Raw genomic sequence first — 16,576 nt, forward strand, 5'->3', positions numbered from 1 at the left:
TCAGCCCCAGGCGCGTTCCAGGGCGACCCGCGCCTCCAGCTCCAGCAGCTGCCGCTTGCGGGGCAGCCCGCCGCCGAACCCGGTCAGCTTGCCGCCCGCTCCGACCACCCGATGGCACGGCACGATCACCGGCACCGGGTTGTGATTGCAAGCCGTCCCCACCGCACGGGCCGCACCCGGATCACCCAATGCCGTCGCGATCGCCCCGTAAGTCAGCATCTCGCCGTACGGAATCGCGGCGATCTGCCCCCACACAGCGCGCTCGAAATCGGATCCGCCGCGCAGCTCGACCGGCACCGTGAAATCCGTCAGCGCGCCGGCGAAGTAGGCCTTGAGCTGCTCGACGGCCGGATGCTCGGCCGCCTCGCCGGAGGTCGCGCCGAACCGCACGCCGACCACGACGTCACCGTCGAGCCGGACGCCCAGCGGTCCGATGGGGGAGTCCACGAGCAGCTGCATGACCCGATTGTGCCGCGCGGGTACGACAGTCAGGAGGTGTGGCCCTGCTCGCGGGCCCAGCGGCGCAGCTCCGCCTCGGCCTCGTCGCGGTCCAGCGGTCCGCGGTCCAGGCGCAGCTCCTTGAGGAAACGCCAGGCCTGGCCGACGATCGGTCCCGGCGGCACGCCCAGCAGCTCCATGATCGCGTTGCCGTCCAGGTCGGGCCGGACCCGGGCCAGGTCCTCCTCGGCCGCGATCCGGGCGATCCGCTCCTCGAGCGCGTCGTAGTCGGCGGACAGCGCCGACGCCTTGCGCTTGTTGCGGGTGGTGCAGTCGGAACGCGTCAGCTTGTGCAGCCGCGGCAGCAGCTCGCCGGCGTCGGTGACGTAGCGCCGCACCGCCGAGTCGGTCCACTCGCCGCGGCCGTACCCGTAGAAGCGCAGGTGCAGCGCGACCAGCTCGACCACCTGGGACGTGACGTCCTTGGGGTACTTCATGGCCTTCATCCGCTGCTTGGTGAGCCGCGCGCCGACCACCTCGTGGTGGTGGAAGCTGACTCGCCCGTCGCGGCCGACCGCCTTGGTGGCCGGCTTGCCGACGTCGTGCATCAGCGCCGCCATCCGCAGCACGAAGTCCGGCCCGGCGTCACCCTCGAGCCGGATGGCGTTGGTGACCACGATCAGCGTGTGCTCGTAGACGTCCTTGTGCTGGGCGTGCTCGTCGATCTCCAGCTTGAGCCCGGAGATCTCCGGGATGAACCGGTCGGCCAGGCCGGTGTCGACCAGCAGCCGCAGCCCGGCGATCGGGTCGAGCCCGCAGAGCAGCTTGGTGAACTCGTCGCGGATCCGCTCGGCGGTGATCCGGTCGAGGTCGGCGGCCATCTCCGTCATGGCCTCGACCACCGGCTTGTCCACGGCGAAGCGCAGCTTGGCGGCGAACCGGGCCGCGCGCAGCATCCGAAGTGGATCATCGGTGAACGACGACGCGGGCGCGGCCGGCGTCCGGATCAGCCCGGCGGCCAGGTCCTCGAGCCCGCCGTACGGGTCGGTGAAGACGTGACCCGGCAGGCTGACCGCCATCGCGTTGATCGTGAAGTCGCGCCGGCGCAGGTCGTCGAGCAGGTTGTCGCCGTACTCCACCACCGGGTTGCGGGTCACTCCGTCGTACGCCTCGGCCCGGTACGTGGTGATCTCGAGCCGCAGGCCGTCCTTCTGGATGCCGATCGTGCCGAACTCGCGGCCCGTCTCCCAGATGGCGTCCGCCCAGCCCTTGACCAGGGCGAGCGTCTGCTCGGGCCGGGCGTCGGTGCAGAAGTCGAGGTCGTCGCCGAGCCGGCCGAGCAGCGCGTCCCGCACCGAACCGCCGACCAGGTGCAACTCATGGCCGGCGGCGCCGAAACGGCGTCCCAGCTCATCGGCGACGGGGGAGACGCGCAGCAACTCCGTGACGGCGTTGCGCTGGGCTCGGCTCAACTCAGACATGGGACGACCAGGGTAGCGTCCCGGCCTCAGCTCAAGGGCGGTGGGCAGGGCTTCGTGGCAGTCGTCGGGGGCAGCGGGCAGGATGGACGGCGTGCCCGTTTCCGCGGCGCTGCGTCGCCTCAGTGAGGACCCGCGGTTCTGGTCCTTCCTGCTGGTGCACGACGGTGCTTTACCCGATCCCGACCCGGTCGAGCTGCGCGTCAGCCTCCCGGTCACCGGCGGCTACGGCCTCGTGCTCGACCTCGACCTGGTCACCGGCGAGCAGACCCTCGGCCTGCGCGAGCCCGCGAGCAGCGAGCCCGTGCAGCTCGGCTGGGCCGCGCCGGGCCGGCCGTACCCGGCGGCGCTGCGCTGGCACGAGCTGGAGCTGTGCGCCCGGGTGATCGCCCTGGAGGATCCGACGCTGCCGCATCCGGGGCTGGTCGTGGCCCTGTTGTCGCCGTTCGCGCTGCTCACCGCCGACGACGACGAGAGTGCGGCCGCGGCGGTGCGCGAGGCGGCGTACCGGTCACTGCGCCGGGAGGTGCCGCCGGCCGCGCCTGCCGGTCCGGAGCAGGCGCCGCTGCCGCTCTTCGCGGCCGACGCCTGGTGGCCGCAGCCGCCCGCGCCCTCACCCCGGGTGATCGACGAGGCCGCCGTCGCGGCCTACACCGCCCCGGCCCAGTCGCGGCTCGAGGTCCGCGGCGGCTCGCGCTTCCCGGCCGAGGGCCTGGCCGAGCTGGTACGGCAGGCAGCCCAGCGCCTGTCCCGGCTGCCCGAGGAGCAGTGGTACGCGGAGGTCCGGCCGCTGGCGCGGCACATCGCGGACACCGGCGACCTGCGCCCGGTCAACGATCTACTGGGGGTGCTCACCGAGGCGGGCTGTGATCACCCCACCGTGCTCGACGCCCTGAGCGAGCCGCTCGTGCCCATCGAGGCGTGCTGGATGGTGGAGACGCTGGCCGGTGCGCTGCCCGGCAGCCTGCTGCGCCGTCACGTGTGAGGCACCGCCTGGCTAGGGTGACGGTGTGTCAGTACCCCTGGGGAGGTCTTGGTGAACGGCGGCCTGTACCGGAGCGCGCACGCGGCGAGCGACGGTGACCCGCAGTCGTCCGACGGCGCGATCCTGATCTCCGTCGACGGCTCGGCCCCGACCGCGGCCGGTGACGAGGCGTTGCCGCCGGAGGACGTCCCGCCCACCGGCGGCGGCACCGAGGGCGGCAGCACGGCCGGCAACAGCGCCATCATGGCGGCCGGCAGCCTGGTCAGCCGGATCATCGGTTTCGTCCGCAACATGCTGATCGGCATGACGCTGGGCGCCGGCATCGGTGACGCGTACACCAGCGCCCAGTTCCTGCCGGGGCAGATCTACGAGCTGCTGCTCGGCGGCATCCTGTCCAGCGTGCTGATCCCGTTGCTGGTCCGGCGGCGCAAGGCCGACCCGGACGGCGGGCTGCTGTTCACCCAGCGGCTGCTGACCTTCGCGGTCGTGACCCTCGGTCTCGCGACGGCGCTGGTGGTGGCGGCTGCGCCATGGATCACGGCGATCCAGTCCGGCGATAACACGACGGAGCAGTATCAGGATCTGGTGACCGCGTTCGCGTGGCTGATCCTGCCGATCATCTTCTTCACCGGTCTGTCCGCGATGATCAGCGCGGTGCTCAACGTCCGCGGGCACTTCGCCGCGCCGATGTGGGCGCCCATCCTCAACAACCTCGTCGTGATCGCCACGTGCGGCGTGTTCATCGTGGTCTTCGGCACCACCAACGGCTTCCGGCCCGAGGACATGACGCCGGGGCGGATCCTGCTGATCGCCGGCGGCACGCTGCTCGGCATGGTCGCCCAGGCCGCCGGTCTGCTACCGGCCCTGCGCAAGGTGGGCTTCGCCTGGAAGTGGCGGTGGGCGCCGCGCTCGCTGGGCCTCGGCGAGGTGGGCCGGCTGGCCGGCTGGATGCTCTGTTACGTCGGCGCCAACCAGCTCGCCGTCTTCGTCGTGGTCCGCGTCCTGAACGGCGTCTCGGGCAAGAACAACGCCAGCGTGCTCGCCTTCAACAACGTCTACCTGCTGACGATGATGGCGCACGGCATCATCGGCGTTTCGGTGATGACCGCGCTACTGCCCAAGATGAGCGCCGCGGCGGCCGAGGGCCGCTTCGCCGACGTCAGCGCCGACCTCAGCCGCGGCATCCGCCTGACGGTCACCGCCCTGGCCCCGATCGCTGTCGCGTACGGCGTGCTCGGTGTGCCCATTGCGGTGACGCTGTTCCAGGGTGGCGCCTTCACCTATGAGGACGCGTTCGCCACGGGCACGGTGCTGGTGGTGGCGGCCTTCGCTGTGATCCCGCTCTCTGTCAGTTACCTGTGTACTTATGCCTTCTATTCACTGCAGGGCAACAAGACGGTGGCACTGATCAACGTGCCCGTCGTCCTGCTGCGGATCGCCGGCTATTTCGTGCTCGCCGAGATGCTGTCGGAGTCGCTCGCGGCCGCCGGCATGACCGCCGCGAACGCCCTGTCCTATCTGCTGTCCGCGGTTATCTCGCTGGCCGTCCTGCGCCGCCGGATCGGCCGGCTCAACCTCGGCTCGGTGGCCAAGTCCCTGCTGAAGGTGCTCGTGGCGGCCGTCGTCGCGGGCGCGGCGGGCCTGCTCGTCGTGCACCTGCTGCCCGGCGGTGACACGCCCGGGCGATTGACAGCGGCACTTCAGGTCTTCGCGGCCGGCGGTGTGATCATGATCGTCTACCTGGCCACCGCGGCGCTGCTGCGGGTGCGGGAGATCAACCAGGTCGTCGGCATGGTGCGGCGCAAACTCGGGCGCTAGCGTGTGGAAAACCTGTGGATAAATCTCTGATCAGGTAATTTTCGGTCCCCGAGCGGCGGAAACGGTCCTGGCGGGCGGTGTCGGACGAGTGCCGCGGCGGGGGATGACGTGTAGGTCACTGGCTCGGGGCGGGTAAGGTCGTGGTCGACACGTGCGGACCCACCGAGGGAGGACGGGTGACCCAGGTCGGCGAAGGCCACGAGACCGCGGCCGATGAGGCCGGACCGGTCATGACCTTCGGTGCACCCACCGTCGGTGAGATCCTGGCCGAGCGGTACCAGCTCGAGGAACACGTCAACAACGACAGCGCGGGCCGGCAGGTCTGGCGCGGCATAGACGTGATCCTCCGGCGCCCCGTAGCCGTCGTGCTGCGGTATCCCGGCGGCGACTCCGCGACCGAGATGCTGCAGGCAGCGGTCGACGCGAGCCGCGTCATCCACCCCAACCTGGTCGGCGTCTACGACGCGATCGACGAGGGCTCCCGGGCCTACGTGGTGCGCGAATGGGTCGACGGCGAGGCGCTGCGCGAGCTCGTCGCGCAGGAGGGCCCGCTGGATCCGGCCCGCGCCACGGCGATCGCGCACTCCATCGCCGACGCGCTGGCCGCCGTCCACGCCACCGGCATGGTCCACGGCAACGTGCACCCCGGCACCACGCTGATCGGTGACGACGGCCGGATCGTGCTCGCCGACGCGCGGGCCGACTCCGCCGACAGCACCGAGACGGACGTGCGCTCGGTCGGCGGCATCCTCTACTTCTCGCTGACCGGTCACTGGCCGCACGCCGAGATCAGGGGTTCGGCGCTGCCCGACGCGATGCGCGACAGCAACGGCGCGGTCATCCCGCCCCGGCAGATCCGCGCCGGCGTCCCGGCCTATCTCGACGACCTGACCATGGACCTGCTCGACAAGCGGGTCGCGTCCCCCGAGGCCGACGCGCTCACCGCCGAGCTGGCCCGGCTGGACTCCGCCGACGACGAGTACGAGGACGTCGGCCCGCTGCGCTTCACCCAGGGCACCTCGGCCGAGCCGGTCCGCAGCACCCGCAAGATCGTCATCGGTATCGGTGCGCTGGTCGTCATCGCCGTGATCGGGTTGGTCTTCGGCATCCAGGCGATCAGCAAGTCGGGCGACGACACCCCGTCGACCACCCAGGCCAACACCGCGCCGCAGGATCCCGCGGGCGGCAACACGGGCACGGGCAACACCGACAACGAGGTCCCGGCGGCCGCACCCAAGAAGATCGCCCTCACCCCCGACATGGTCCGCATCGTCGACCCGCCGGAAGGTGACCGCACCGACGAGGGTGAGGCCGCCTACACCGTCGACGACGACAAGGACACTGTCTGGAAGACCTCGGGCTTCCTGCAGGCCAAGTTCTACAACAAGCCCGGCATGGGCCTGCTGATCAACCTGGGCACGCCCCGCACGGTCAGCGAGGTCCGCGTCGAGACCTCGTCGCCCGGCATCGCGATGGACATCCGGACCGGTACCAGCGACCCGGGCAACAGCTCCGAGGGCGACGCGAAGATCGTCAAGGACTACAAGAAGCTGGGCGACGGCGACACGGCCAAGACCGACGGCAACAACGCGGTGTTCCCGCTCTTCGACGAGAACCAGAAGTACCAGTACATCCTGGTCTTCATCACCGAGCTGCCGCGGGACAGCGACGGCAAGTACCGCGCCGAGATCAGCAAGGTCGAGGTCTACGGCAACTGACAGGGTGACGCACCCTGTCGCCCTCCTCGACTAGATTGCTGGGCGTGACTTCCGGCGACGCGCAGAGCGGCCCGTCCGCCCCGGACAACCCCGGGCGGACGGACGCGGAGTTGCTGCGCGCCCACGTCGACGGGGATCCGCAGGCGTTCAACGACCTCATCCGCCGGCACCGCGACCGCCTCTGGGCCGTGGCGCTGCGCACGATCGGCGACCGCGAGGAAGCCGCCGACGCGGTCCAGGACGCGCTGCTGTCCGCCCACCGCGGCGCCGCCAAGTTCCGCGGCGAGTCTGCGGTGACCACGTGGCTGCACCGGATCGTGGTGAACGCCTGCCTGGACCGCATCCGCCGCCGCCAGGCCCACCCGACGGTCCCGCTGCCGGACGGCACCCGCTCGGACGACGGGCCCGGCGGTCCCGAGCCTGCCGCCCCGGTGCAGGACCACGACACCGCGCTGGTGGTACGGGCGGCGCTGGCGGCTTTGCCGGTCGAGCAGCGGGCCGCCCTGGTGCTGGTCGACGTGCAGGGCTATCCGGTGATCGAGGCGGCCGAGATCCTCGGGGTCGCCGAAGGCACGATCAAGAGCCGGTGCGCCCGCGGGCGCGCGCGCATGGCCCTGGCCCTCGGCCACTTGCGCACGGGCTCGGACACCCCAGGTCCCGGACCAGCGGCCACAGGGCCGGCCGCGACCGGACCGGCGGGAGCGGCCGGGCTGGCGGGAGTGGGCGGGGGAGACGGCGATCACGCCGGGAACCGCGGGGGTGCCGCGCGCGTCCCATCCGGGTCGGCTGCGACAGCGCCGCACCTTTCCGCGCGTGACGGGTCTGTCGCCGACAGAGGGGACCAGCAGTGACCGGGGCAGAGTTCAGCGAGGTCGATATCGACCTGCTCGCCGACTATGTCGGTGGCGCGCTGGACGGCACCCCCGACGAGGTCCTCGTCACCAATCTGATCGCTGAGAATCCGGCCTGGCGCGACGCCCATGCTCAGCTCTCCGGCGGGGTCGCCGCCGTGACAGGTCAGCTGCGGGCGCTGGGTTCGGTCGCCGAGCCGATGCCCGCGGAGGTTTTCGCCCGGATCGACTCCGCGTTGACCGCGGCGGCTGCCGACGAGAGCGGCTCAGTCACTTCGATCGCTGACTTTTCTTCTGGTGTCACGGCCGGTCCGGCCGCTATGGAGCCGGGCACCGATGGTGCTGCGCCTGATCGGCATCTGGTCGCCGTACCTTCGGGGTCTCGGGGTAGGCGGGCGCGGCGGCTGCGTTGGGCCGCGCCGGTCGGGATCGCCGCCGGGGTGCTCGCGTTTCTGGGCTTCGGTTTCCAGCAGTTGTCCGGCGCGGACAGCGCCGACACCTCGGCCGCCGGTTCCGCCGCGGAAGCGCCGCGGGCGAATTCGGGCCAGGAGCTCGGCGCGCCGGGTGCCGCACCCCAGATCCTGGAATCGGGCACCGACTATCGCCGCGACACCCTGCCTTCGGCCGGCATGACGACGATGCTCGACCAGCCGCCGGCGCGGGACTCCAGCACAGACGCCCGCAAGGCGTTGCCGGACGTCGGGGCGTCGGCCGAGGTCGTGGCCGGGACCGATCCGGCCCTCGCGCGGCTCAAGGCGCAGGAGGCGCTGCGCGCGTGCATCGAGGCCATCGCGGCCCAGCACGGCGTCGGTCCGATCACCCCGCAGACCATCGACTACGCCCGGTTCGACAACCGTCCGGCCGTGATCGTGCAGTTCGTCGCCGACGGTGAGTCGTGGGTGTGGGCAGTGGGTCCGGCCTGCGGCACGCGCGGAGTCGGCGCGGACACCCGCGGTTCGGTGAAGGTAGGCTGAACGGACGTCGTCCCGCCCGGCGTGAGGTGGGTTACCTATGCCCTCCGGCACATGCCGTGACGCGCGGGAATGCGCCCTCATACGATGACGTTCCAGCATGCGATGTCGCCGGTGTGCCCGGCGAAACCAGACTGAGGAGTCGGCAGTGGACGAGGTCCGAAACCTGATCATCATCGGCTCGGGTCCGTCCGGTTACACCGCGGCGCTCTACGCGGCCCGGGCGAACCTCAAGCCCCTGGTCATCGAGGGTGTGCAGTCCGGTGGCGCGCTGATGACGACCACCGAGGTGGAGAACTTCCCGGGTCACCCGGACGGGATCATGGGTCCCGAGCTGATGGACAACATGCGTAAGCAGGCCGAGAAGTTCGGCGCCGAGTTCATCACCGATGACGTGACCCGCGTCGAGCTGGGTGACAAGCCGACCGAGCCGGGCACCGAGGGCCTCAAGACGGTCTGGGTGGGCGAGAAGGAATACTTCGCCCGCGCCGTGATCCTGTCGACCGGTTCCGCGTGGCGTCCACTGGGTGTGCCCGGTGAGCAGGAGCTGCTCGGCCACGGTGTCTCGTCCTGTGCGACCTGTGACGGCTTCTTCTTCCGCAACCAGCACATCATCGTGGTCGGCGGCGGTGACTCCGCGATGGAGGAGGCGACCTTCCTCACCCGCTTCGCCGAGACCGTGACGATCGTGCACCGCCGTGACTCGTTCCGCGCCAGCAAGGTGATGGCGCTGCGCGCCCGGAACAACCCGAAGATCAAGGTCGAGTGGAACACCGTCGTCGAGGAGATCCTCGGTGACGACGGCAAGGTGGCCGGCGCCCGGCTGCGCAACCTGCAGACCGGCGAGACCAAGGTGCTCGACGTGACCGGCGTGTTCGTCGCGATCGGCCACGACCCGCGCAGCGAGCTGTTCAAGGGTCAGATCGAGATGGACGACGAGGGCTACATCAAGGTCGACCACCCGAGCACCCGCACCAACATCCCAGGCGTGTTCGCCGCCGGCGACCTCGTCGACCACACCTACCGCCAGGCCATCACGGCCTCCGGCACCGGTTGCGCCGCCGCGCTCGACGCGGAACGCTTCATCGCCTCGTTCGTAGAGCTGTAATTCAGGAGGGTTTTCCGTGGGAGCAACCAAGGCCGTCACCGACGCCACGTTCGTGACCGACGTGCTGCAGTCCGACAAGCCGGTGCTGGTCGACTTCTGGGCGGAGTGGTGCGCACCGTGCAAGAAGGTCGACCCGCTGCTCGCCGAGATCGCCAACGAGATGGGCGACCGGGTCCAGATCGTCAAGGTCAACATCGACGAGAACCCGGAGACCGCCCGCGCCTACCGGGTGATGTCCGTCCCGACGCTGACCATGTTCAAGGGCGGCGAGGCGGTCAACTCCGTCGCCGGCGCCAAGCCCAAAGGCGCCCTGGTCAACTTCATCGAGTCGGCTCTCTGAGCCATCTCACGACGCCCCGCATCCAGCCGGATGCGGGGCGTTGCCCGTTGCCGTGACTCATCGCGGGCCCGTGCCCAGGAGTACGCTCCGTAAGTTGCCCTCTGCTCTTCCCCCCAGTCGTTAGGGAGCCGCGCGTGCGTTCGATCCGACGTGGAGACACCGGACCGGCCGTCGAGGAGATCCAGTCGATCCTGGTAGGCCTGGAGTTGCTGCCGGCGGTCGCCGACACCTTCGACGAGGCCACCGAGAACGCCGTACGGGCCTTCCAGCAGAGCCGCGGCATCGGCGTCGACGGGCTGGTCGGCCCCGAGACCTGGCAGGCGCTCGACGGTGCCCGCTGGAAGCTCGGCGCCCGCACCCTCTACCACTCCGTGCCGACGTCGCTGGTCGGCGAGGACGTCCGGGCGCTGCAGGAGCGGCTCCTGGAGATGGGCTTCGACAGCGGCCGCGCCGACGCCATCTACGGCCCGCGCACCGCCCGCGCCGTGGCCCAGTTCCAGCGTGAGGTCGGGCTGACCCCGGACGGCTCGTGCGGCCCGCAGACCATGAAGGCGCTGCGCCGGCTCGGCCGCAAGGTCGTCGGTGGCCGCCCGCAGTGGCTGCGCGAGGCCGAGGCGTTCCGCCAGTCCGGTTCCAGCCTGGTCGGCAAGACCATCGTGATCGACCCGGGCCACGGCGGCGCTGAGGACCTGGGCGTGGTCGTGCCGGACGGGCAGCTGCGGTGGACTGAGGCCGACCTGGTCTTCGACCTCGCCAACCGGCTCGAGGGCCGGCTGCTCGCCGCCGGCATGCGCGTGCACCTGACCCGCGGCCCGTCCCCGGTGCAGCCGATGACCGGCCAGGAGCGGGCGGCCCTGGCCAACAGCCTCGGCGCCGACCTGTTCATCTCGCTGCACCTGGACGGCCAGGAGAGCCCGGTCGCGGACGGCGTGGCGACGTACCACTACGGCACCGGCAACGGCCTCACCTCGACGGTGGGGGAGCGGCTGGCCAACCTGGTGCAGCGCGAGATCGTCGTGCGCACCGGCATGCGCGACTGCCGGATCCACGCCAAGACCTGGGAGCTGCTCCGGCTGACCCGGATGCCGGCCGTCCGGGTGGACCTGGGCTACCTGACCTCGCCGACCGACCGGGAACGGCTGGTCGACCCGGCCTTCCGCGAGCAGGTCGTCGAGGCGATCCTGGCCGCGGTCCAGCGCATGTACTTCCCCGTCGAGGCCGACGTGCCGACGGGCTCGATCGACGTGCGGCAGCTGCGGCTGGCGTTGGCGTCCCGCAACGCCTGAGCGGTCAGTTCGGGGTCGAGCGGGTGGCGGCCGCGGGACGCACCGGCCGCAGCAGCGTCTCGGGGCTCATCGAGCCGAGGAGCTTCTCCAGCGCGTACTCGACGTCGGACTTCCACGACAGGGCCGTCCGCAGCTCCAGCCGCAGCCGCGGATAACGGGGGTGCGGGCGGACGGTCTTGAAGCCGACCGACAGGAAGAAGTCGACCGGGGCGACGCAGCCCTCCTCGCCGTCGCCCGCCTCACCGAACTTCGCGTCACCGAAAGCCTCGATCGCCTTCACCCCGCGCTTGGTGAGGTCACGCGCGACCCCCTGAACGAGCATCCGGCCGAGGCCACCGCCCGCGAACGCCGCCACTACGTGCGCGGTCATCAGCAGTGCGGCGTCCGCCGAGACCGGCGAGGTGGGGAAGGCCATGGACCGCGGCACGTACGCCGGCGGGGCGTACATGACGAAGCCGGCGGGCATCCCGTCGACGTATGCCAGTTTTCCGCAGCTCCCCCATTCGAGGAGGGTCTGCGACACCCAGGCCTCCTTCTCGAGGCCCGGATCCCCGGAGGCGCAGGCACGCTCCGCGGAGACCGGGTCGAGCTCCCAGTAGACGCACTGGCGGCAGGGCCGGGGCAGATCCTCGAGCGTGTCGAGAGTCAGGTTGACCAGGCGTCGCGACATGCGGGACCCCTTGAGAATCGACAATTTTCCGGACTCGAAGCACGGTCCTGTTCACGTGCTCGTCCGCGCCCCCGCACGGATACTACGCCGCAATGGCCGTGAACGGGAGCGTAACGGTCGTTAACCGCAGGCGGCCCCATGCGTCGGACCTTTAGCATGGACGCCGATGTGACCAGCGATTTATCGAGGTGAGCCGCATGACCGGCACGACCCAGGACGACTACACAGATCGGTACGCGCGGCGGGTCCGCGGGATGACGACCTCCGAGATCCGCGCCCTGTTCGCCGTGGCGAGCCGGCCCGAGGTGGTCTCGCTGGCCGGTGGGTCGCCGTACATCGCGGCGCTGCCACTGGACGCGGTGGGGGAGATGATGGGCCGGCTCGCGAGTGAGCTCGGCACGACGAGCCTGCAGTACGGCATCGGCCAGGGCACGATCGAGCTACGCGAACGCATCTGTGAGGTCATGAGCCTGTCCGGCATCGACGCGTCCGTCGGGGCGTCCCCGGACGACGTGGTCGTGACCGTCGGCGGCCAGCAGGGCCTCGATCTGGTGGCACGGCTGTTCCTGGACCCGGGTGACATGGTGCTCGCCGAGGGGCCGACCTACGTCGGCGCACTCGGCGTGTTCCAGGCTGCCCAGGCACAGGTACGGCACGTGGCCATGGACGCCGAAGGTCTGGTGCCCGCCGCGCTCGAACAGGCCATCGTCGAGGCCGGCGGGCGGGCGAAGTTCCTCTACACGATCCCGACGTACCAGAACCCGGCCGGTGTCACGCTCACCGACGCCCGCCGCGACGAGATCCTCGACATCTGCGAACGGCACGGGATGCTGGTGGTCGAGGACGACCCGTACGGGATGCTCAGTTTTGCCGGCGAGGCGCCGCGGCCCCTGCGGGCCCGCCGGCGCGAGGGCATCATCTACGTCAGCACGTTCTCCAAGACGTTCGCGCCCGGGCTGCGGGTGGGCTGGGTGCTCGCCCCTCATGCCGTACGGGAAAAGCTGGTGATGGCCAGCGAGGCGAACATCCTGTGCCCGAGCGCGTTCGCACAGGGCGCCGTGACGCAGTATCTGTCGACCATGCCGTGGCGCGAGCAGATCAAGACGTACCGCGAGATCTACCGGGAGCGCCGCGACGCACTGCTCGACGCACTGCGTGACCTGATGCCGGCCGGCACGACCTGGACCCGGCCGGAGGGCGGCCTGTTCGTCTGGGCGACCCTGCCGGAAGGCCTCGACTCGAAGGCGATGATGCCGCGGGCGATCGCGGCCCGCGTCGCCTACGTGCCCGGCACGGGCTTCTACGCCGACGGCACCGGCGGCACCAACCTGCGGCTCAACTTCTCGTTCCCGCCCCCGGAACGCATCCGCGAAGGCGTGCGCCGGCTGGCCGGCGTGATGGAACAGGAGCTGGCGATGCGCGCGGTCTTCGGCCCGACAACCCCGTCGCGCCGTCGTGGCCACGCCGGCGCGGACACTCCCGGCCCGGACTTGGCATGATCAACACCATGGGTACGCCATCAGAAACGCACGTCCTGGTCCTGGCCGGCGGCCTGTCCTACGAACGGGACGTGTCACTGCGCTCGGGCCGCCGGGTGCTGGACGCCCTGCGCGCGGCCGGCCTGTCGGCTGAGATGCGTGACGCGGATGTGTCACTGCTGCCGACGCTGCGCGAGAACCCGCCGGATGCGGTGGTGATCGCTCTGCACGGGGCGACGGGGGAGGACGGGTCGCTGCGCGGGGTGCTGGATCTGTGCGGCATCCCGTACGTGGGTTGCGACGCGCGCGCGGCCCGGCTCGCCTGGGACAAGCCGACCGCCAAGTCGATGCTGCGCGAGGCGGGGATCCCTACGCCGGACTGGGTGGCGTTGCCGCACGATCGGTTCTCGGAGCTCGGTGCGGTGGCGGTGCTGGACCGGATCGCTGAGCGGCTCGGGTTGCCGTTGATGGTCAAGCCGGCGCAGGGCGGGTCGGGCCTGGGGGCGGCGGTGGTGCGGGAGGCTGCTGCACTGCCGGCGGCGATGGTGGGGTGCTTCGCGTACGACTCGACGGCTCTGGTGGAACGGTTCGTTCCAGGTACGGACGTGGCGGTGTCGGTGGTTGATCTGGGGTCTGGGCCGCAGGCTCTGCCGGCTGTGGAGATCGTTCCGCGGAACGGGGTGTATGACTACGCGGCTCGGTATACGGCTGGGTTGACTACTTGGCATGCACCTGCGCGGTTGTCTGCTGCTGTGGCCGGGGCGGTTGCTGAGACGGCGTTGGCGGCGCATGAGGCTTTGGGGTTGCGGGATCTTTCTCGGGTGGATCTGATCGTGGACTCCGAGGGGCGGCCGCATGTGCTCGGGGTGAACGTGTCGCCGGGGATGACTGAGACGTCTTTGCTGCCTTTGGCTGTGCAGGCTGAGGGGTTGGACTTTGGGAAGATGCTGGCGGCTCTGGTTGGGCGGGCGGTGGCTCGGGGGGCTGCTTGATCTGTTGTTCTTCTTAGGGTGGTCGTCCCGCGCGTGTCGGGATGGCCACCCTGATTTCTTGGCTTGTTACGGCCGTCGTGTTGGATCGCTCTGGTCGGTCGAGCATCAGCTGGACTTGTCTTTCATGCAGCGTCGACGAGTAGATCGTCGTTCGGTTGTCTCGTGTGCTGACGTGTCTGGCTTTCGCCGTCCGGCTGCCGTGCCCATCGTTTAGGTCACGTGGGCCTCTCGGGCGGCCTTTCTGGGTTGCTGGCCCGGTGTCTACCTCTGCCTCGTGGATCGACGGTCGATGCGGGAGCTGGTGCCATCCGCCGGGTGCGGGGCTGGGGATTGCGTCGGTACTGGGCAGTGGGTGGTCCGGACGGGGTCGTGGCCATGGCGCTATCCGAGGTTGCGACGAGGGGCCAACTGGCGGTGGTTAGCCGGTGCGGTGGGCCGGGGCGGAAGTCCTGCGTTGACTACGGGTCGGGGACAGGATCTTCATCCCATGCGGTACCGGGCCATGGCTGAAGCAGGGGCCGCAGCCAATGAATTCGGGCAGATGCAGATTTGGCCGGGGCGCGGGCTGAGGGAGTGCTTGAGTCGGGGCCGACATCAGGGCCGAAGCAGCGCACGTGGACCCGGGCGAGCCAGGGGCCGGTCCCGCGGTGGTCAGGATCGAGGTTCGGGGGCCACCGGATGGAGGACCGGGTGGCCGCCCGGATCGAGGTACGGGTCCTCGGCCGAGGACTAGATCGGCGGTAGGCCCATTCAAGGACCGGGTCGGAGCGGGCCGCGAGCCAAGGGTTCGAGGTTCAACCCCGGGCCACCACCGAGGGCCGAGTCCGGCAGTCGGGCCGAGGTCGGCGTCGGCGTCGGCGTCGGCGTCGGCGTCGGCAGATCGCAAGCCACGGACCATAGGTCGAGCGCGGGGGTCCGCAGCCGAGGGCTGGGTCGGTGGCCGCGGCTGCCGCAGGGTCGGCGTCGGGGTCGCCTGAATGCGGCCGGCGTCGGGGTCGCGGCTGAATGTGGGGCCGACGGCAGGTCGGGTCGGAGGTCGGGGGCCAAGGGCCGGGAGCCCGGCACCGGGAGCCTGCAGCCCGCGACCCGGAGCTCGGAAGCCGGACTCTGAAGCCCACAGCCCGCAGCCCCGAGCTCGGAAGCCGGAGCTCCGAAGCCGGAGCTCTGAAGTGGGGCCGGGAGCCGGGAGCCCGCAGCCCGCAGCCCGGAAGCCGGACTCTGAAGCCGGAGCTCGGAAGCCGGAGCTCGGAAGCCGGAGCCCTGGAGTAGGGCCGGGAGCCTGGAGCCGAGAGCCCCCCGGCCCGGAGCCCGGAGCCCGGAAGCCGGGGGCTGCGGGCCGGGCGCCGAGAAGTCGAACCGACATCGGGTTGAGGCGGTGCGGGGTGGCGGCCGGGGCGGGCCGAAGCCAGAGTGCGTGTATGCCGCGTTTCAGGGTTAGCCCGGGACCGGGCTGGGGCAGCTCGAGGCGCCAGTGGATGTAGTCGTGGCCTCGGCCGGCTCGAGGCCAGGGGCCGGGTCAGGCTGGGACCAGGCTCAGGCCGCAATCGGTAGGGCCGGAGCCGCGGCAAGCCACCCAGTCGCGGCTGCGGGACGCGGTCGAGCAACTGATTGAGGGGCCAGGGGTGGGGGTGGGCCGAGCTGGAGCGCCGCGGCTGTATTCGATCACGTCGGGGTCCAAAGCCGGGCTGCGGCAGGAGTTGGCCCGGACTTCTGACCGAGCGCGAATGAGGGCTGGTGCCGAGCCGGGAACGAGGCTTCGGCGACTGGAGCCGGGGAACAAGCCCGGCGCTGCGCCGGCTTGGGCTGTCGTCCGGGTTGGGACCGCGGCCGTTGCGAGGACCGGCTGGTGCGGCGCCGAGGATCGGGTCGAGACCGGGGCCGGGGACACCGGTCGGGACGGCGCGTCAACCGGATCACAAGCCGGGATGACGGCCACGGACGGTGGTGGGAGGCATGCCTTGATGCCAAGGGAGGCCGGCATGAGGGCCAAGGTTGAGACGCGGCCGTCGCCTGGCAGCAGCGGGATTTGGACCAAGGCAACCTCGGGTCCCACGCCAGGGGCGGGGCGGGGTCCATTGGTCAGAGGCCAAGAGCCACGACCGAGGGCAGGACGAGTGACATTGGGCTGGCCTACACGCTGACCGTGGTGCGCTAGGAAGCTGGCGTGGGTGGGTTGCACACTGCCCAAGACTGTGGGGGAGCGATCCCCCGGGGCGGAGACCTGAGCTCCGACTGGCTGGGACCCGCAGTCGGAAAGCGCAACCGCTCCTGCGGTCACAGCCGCGTCGGCGGCTCCAACTGTGGTGCCTGTCGTCGGGTAGGTCGCCTTGTGTGGATGGACGCTTCCATCGCTGCGTCCGTCAGGCCGGTCAGCGTTTGGCCTACCGAGCAGTCCGGGCCGCCGCCCGTGTGTGCTTGTTCCGCTCTGCGGCCTTGGCGATCT

The 16,576-nt window shown here is 70.7% G+C and carries 13 protein-coding genes; 10 read left to right on the top strand and 3 right to left on the bottom strand.

Annotated elements, in window-relative coordinates; all coding sequences use genetic code 11:
* Both ACQP2Y_RS46560 and ACQP2Y_RS46565 read right to left on the bottom strand, forming a co-directional pair.
* Positions 1-459 (bottom strand): methylated-DNA--[protein]-cysteine S-methyltransferase, encoded by a 459-nt coding sequence (locus ACQP2Y_RS46560; protein ID WP_433723341.1) that lies wholly within the window; start codon positions 457-459, stop codon positions 1-3.
* Positions 460-488: 29 nt separating this feature from the next.
* Positions 489-1,919: a CCA tRNA nucleotidyltransferase gene (locus ACQP2Y_RS46565; protein WP_433723343.1), complete on the bottom strand. Its 1,431-nt coding sequence runs from the start codon at positions 1,917-1,919 to the stop codon at positions 489-491.
* An 82-nt stretch (positions 1,920-2,001) separates the two neighbouring features.
* Here ACQP2Y_RS46565 and ACQP2Y_RS46570 point away from each other — a divergent pair, with 82 nt between their 5' ends.
* The 8 genes from ACQP2Y_RS46570 to ACQP2Y_RS46605 all read left to right on the top strand — a co-directional run bounded on the left by ACQP2Y_RS46570 (position 2,002) and on the right by ACQP2Y_RS46605 (position 10,993).
* Entirely contained in the window at positions 2,002-2,901 is a 900-nt protein-coding gene (locus tag ACQP2Y_RS46570) for a hypothetical protein (protein WP_433723345.1), read from the top strand.
* 51 nt (positions 2,902-2,952) lie between these two features.
* A complete protein-coding gene (murJ, locus tag ACQP2Y_RS46575) occupies positions 2,953-4,719 on the top strand; it encodes a murein biosynthesis integral membrane protein MurJ (RefSeq protein WP_433723347.1) in 1,767 nt (588 codons plus the stop codon).
* A gap of 176 nt (positions 4,720-4,895) precedes the next feature.
* A complete protein-coding gene (locus tag ACQP2Y_RS46580) occupies positions 4,896-6,437 on the top strand; it encodes a protein kinase family protein (RefSeq protein WP_433723349.1) in 1,542 nt (513 codons plus the stop codon).
* Between the two features lie 44 nt (positions 6,438-6,481).
* Positions 6,482-7,288 carry an RNA polymerase sigma factor SigM gene (sigM, locus tag ACQP2Y_RS46585; protein WP_433723351.1) on the top strand — a complete coding sequence of 269 codons (807 nt, stop codon included), beginning with the start codon at positions 6,482-6,484 and terminating at the stop codon, positions 7,286-7,288.
* A complete protein-coding gene (locus tag ACQP2Y_RS46590; RefSeq protein ID WP_433723353.1) occupies positions 7,285-8,262 on the top strand; it encodes a hypothetical protein in 978 nt (325 codons plus the stop codon). Before sigM ends, ACQP2Y_RS46590 begins: the two co-directional genes overlap by 4 nt.
* A gap of 145 nt (positions 8,263-8,407) precedes the next feature.
* Positions 8,408-9,367, top strand: a complete 960-nt coding sequence (gene trxB, locus ACQP2Y_RS46595) for a thioredoxin-disulfide reductase (protein ID WP_433723355.1) — start codon at positions 8,408-8,410, stop codon at positions 9,365-9,367.
* Between the two features lie 16 nt (positions 9,368-9,383).
* Positions 9,384-9,707 (top strand): thioredoxin, encoded by a 324-nt coding sequence (gene trxA / locus ACQP2Y_RS46600; RefSeq protein ID WP_212987036.1) that lies wholly within the window; start codon positions 9,384-9,386, stop codon positions 9,705-9,707.
* Between the two features lie 134 nt (positions 9,708-9,841).
* Complete coding sequence (locus ACQP2Y_RS46605; RefSeq protein WP_433723358.1) at positions 9,842-10,993, top strand: N-acetylmuramoyl-L-alanine amidase; 1,152 nt, start codon at positions 9,842-9,844, stop codon at positions 10,991-10,993.
* A gap of 4 nt (positions 10,994-10,997) precedes the next feature.
* Here ACQP2Y_RS46605 and ACQP2Y_RS46610 read toward each other — a convergent pair whose 3' ends face one another.
* Positions 10,998-11,663, bottom strand: a complete 666-nt coding sequence (locus ACQP2Y_RS46610; protein ID WP_360546662.1) for a GNAT family N-acetyltransferase — start codon at positions 11,661-11,663, stop codon at positions 10,998-11,000.
* A gap of 197 nt (positions 11,664-11,860) precedes the next feature.
* Between ACQP2Y_RS46610 and ACQP2Y_RS46615 the strand changes: the two genes are divergently transcribed.
* Together ACQP2Y_RS46615 and ACQP2Y_RS46620 are read left to right on the top strand one after the other, a co-directional pair.
* Positions 11,861-13,162, top strand: a complete 1,302-nt coding sequence (locus ACQP2Y_RS46615; protein ID WP_433723360.1) for a PLP-dependent aminotransferase family protein — start codon at positions 11,861-11,863, stop codon at positions 13,160-13,162.
* Entirely contained in the window at positions 13,159-14,133 is a 975-nt protein-coding gene (locus ACQP2Y_RS46620) for a D-alanine--D-alanine ligase family protein (RefSeq protein ID WP_433723362.1), read from the top strand. Before ACQP2Y_RS46615 ends, ACQP2Y_RS46620 begins: the two co-directional genes overlap by 4 nt.
* Positions 14,134-16,576 lie beyond the last annotated feature (2,443 nt).

The sequence above is a fragment of the Actinoplanes sp. CA-051413 genome (assembly GCF_050955795.1).
In the GTDB taxonomy this organism is placed as follows: Bacteria; Actinomycetota; Actinomycetes; order Mycobacteriales; family Micromonosporaceae; genus Actinoplanes.